Genomic DNA, 2,981 nt, shown 5'->3' with positions numbered 1-2,981 from the left:
ACGACTGTTTGGGGTTGTATAGTCAAGTAATTAAGTGCATGTGGTGGATGCCTTGGCAGTCAGAGGCGATGAAAGACGTAATAGCCTGCGATAAGCTCCGGGGAGGCGGCAAATATCCTGTGATCCGGAGATTTCTGAATGGGGAAACCCACCTGTCATAAGGCAGGTATCGTATGATGAATACATAGTCATACGAGGCGAACGAGGGGAAGTGAAACATCTCAGTACCCTTAGGAAAAGAAATCAATTGAGATTCCCTTAGTAGCGGCGAGCGAACGGGGAAAAGCCCATTAAGTCATATAAGTTCTAGTGGAATGCTCTGGGAAGTGCAACCATAGTGGGTGATAGTCCTGTACACGAAAGGGCTGATATGATGATGTCGAGTAGGGCGGGGCACGTGAAACCTTGTCTGAATATGGGGGGACCATCCTCCAAGGCTAAATACTCCTGACTGACCGATAGTGAACCAGTACCGTGAGGGAAAGGCGAAAAGAACCCCTGTGAGGGGAGTGAAATAGATCCTGAAACCGCATGCATACAAGCAGTGGGAGCCGACTTGTTCGGTGACTGCGTACCTTTTGTATAATGGGTCAGCGACTTACATTCAGTAGCAAGGTTAACCGCATAGGGGAGCCGTAGAGAAATCGAGTCTTAATAGGGCGTTTAGTTGCTGGGTGTAGACCCGAAACCGGGTGATCTATCCATGAGCAGGTTGAAGGTTGGGTAACACTAACTGGAGGACCGAACCCACTGTCGTTGAAAAGCCAGGGGATGACTTGTGGATAGGGGTGAAAGGCTAATCAAACTCGGTGATAGCTGGTTCTCCCCGAAAGCTATTTAGGTAGCGCCTCGGACGAATACCATTGGGGGTAGAGCACTGTTTCGGCTAGGGGGTCATCCCGACTTACCAAACCGATGCAAACTCCGAATACCAATGAGTACTATCCGGGAGACAGACTGCGGGTGCTAACGTCCGTAGTCAAGAGGAAAACAATCCAGACCGCCAGCTAAGGCCCCAAAATTATAGTTAAGTGGGAAACGATGTGGGAAGGCATAGACAGCTAGGAGGTTGGCTTAGAAGCAGCCACCCTTTAAAGAAAGCGTAATAGCTCACTAGTCGAGTCGGCCTGCGCGGAAGATGTAACGGGGCTAAAACTATATGCCGAAGCTGCGGATTTGCAATTTATTGCAAGTGGTAGGGGAGCGTTCTGTAAGCCGATGAAGGTGTATTGAGAAGTATGCTGGAGGTATCAGAAGTGCGAATGCTGACGTGAGTAACGACAATGCGAGTGAAAAACTCGCACGCTGAAAGACCAAGGGTTCCAGTCCAACGTTAATCGGGGCTGGGTGAGTCGACCCCTAAGGCGAGGCCGAGAGGCGTAGTCGATGGGAAATTGGTTAATATTCCAATACTTCTATGTAATGCGATGAGAGGACGGAGAAGGTTAAGTCAGCCTGGCGTTGGTTGTCCAGGTGGAAGGTTGTAGGCATGTATCTTAGGCAAATCCGGGGTACTGTATGCTGAGAACTGATAGCAAGCTGTACTTGTACAGTGAAGTGGCTGATACCATGCTTCCAGGAAAAGTCTCTAAGCTTCAGTTACATAGGAATCGTACCCGAAACCGACACAGGTGGTCAGGTCGAGTAGACCAAAGCGCTTGAGAGAACTCTGCTGAAGGAACTAGGCAAAATGGTACCGTAACTTCGGGAGAAGGTACGCTGCCGACGGTGATAGGATTTACTCCTTGAGCTATTGGCAGCCACAGAAACCAGGCCCCTGCAACTGTTTATTAAAAACATAGCACTCTGCAAACACGAAAGTGGACGTATAGGGTGTGATGCCTGCCCGGTGCTGGAAGGTTAATTGATGGGGTTAGCGTAAGCGAAGCTCTTGATCGAAGCCCCAGTAAACGGCGGCCGTAACTATAACGGTCCTAAGGTAGCGAAATTCCTTGTCGGGTAAGTTCCGACCTGCACGAATGGCATAATGATGGGGGCGCTGTCTCCAGCAGAGACTCAGTGAAATCGAATTCGCCGTGAAGATGCGGTGTACCCGCGGCTAGACGGAAAGACCCCGTGAACCTTTACTGCAGCTTGACATTGAACTTTGATCTTACTTGTGTAGGATAGGTGGGAGGCTTTGAAACCGAGACGCTAGTTTCGGTGGAGCCAATCTTGAAATACCACCCTGGTAATATTGAGGTTCTAACTCTGTCCCGTTATCCGGGACGAGGACCATGTCTGGTGGGTAGTTTGACTGGGGCGGTCTCCTCCTAAAGAGTAACGGAGGAGTACGAAGGTGCGCTCAGCGTGGTCGGAAATCACGCGTAGAGTATAAAGGCAAAAGCGCGCTTAACTGCGAGACCCACAAGTCGAGCAGGTACGAAAGTAGGTCTTAGTGATCCGGTGGTTCTGTATGGAAGGGCCATCGCTCAACGGATAAAAGGTACTCTGGGGATAACAGGCTGATACCGCCCAAGAGTTCATATCGACGGCGGTGTTTGGCACCTCGATGTCGGCTCATCTCATCCTGGGGCTGAAGCAGGTCCCAAGGGTATGGCTGTTCGCCATTTAAAGAGGTACGCGAGCTGGGTTTAGAACGTCGTGAGACAGTTCGGTCCCTATCTACCGTGGGCGTTGGAAATTTGAGAGGATCTGCTCCTAGTACGAGAGGACCAGAGTGGACGAACCTCTGGTGTACCGGTTGTGACGCCAGTCGCATCGCCGGGTAGCTATGTTCGGAAGGGATAACCGCTGAAAGCATCTAAGCGGGAAGCCTACCTCAAGATAAGATTTCCCTAGGACTTTATGTCCTCTAAAGAGCCGTTGAAGACTACGACGTTGATAGGTTGGATGTGGAAGCATAGTGATATGTGAAGCTGACCAATACTAATTGCTCGTGAGGCTTGACTATACAACACCCAAACAGTTGGTGTTGTGGTTCAAATCACTGCAAACAACTTGATTTAGTTATAAAGCTA

The 2,981-nt window shown here is 49.9% G+C and carries 1 rRNA gene; it reads left to right on the top strand.

What is annotated here, in order from left to right:
• The first annotated feature begins 20 nt into the window (after positions 1-20).
• Positions 21-2,914: ribosomal RNA gene (locus MF4640_RS18375) — 23S ribosomal RNA — on the top strand.
• The last annotated feature ends 67 nt before the right edge of the window (positions 2,915-2,981 follow it).

Origin of the sequence: Acinetobacter sp. MF4640 (assembly GCF_002018895.1) — a bacterium.
GTDB classification, from domain to species: domain Bacteria; phylum Pseudomonadota; class Gammaproteobacteria; order Pseudomonadales; family Moraxellaceae; genus Acinetobacter; species Acinetobacter johnsonii.
The sequence above is the reverse complement of the archived record's forward strand: the minus strand, read 5'-3'. Positions and strand labels throughout refer to the sequence as shown.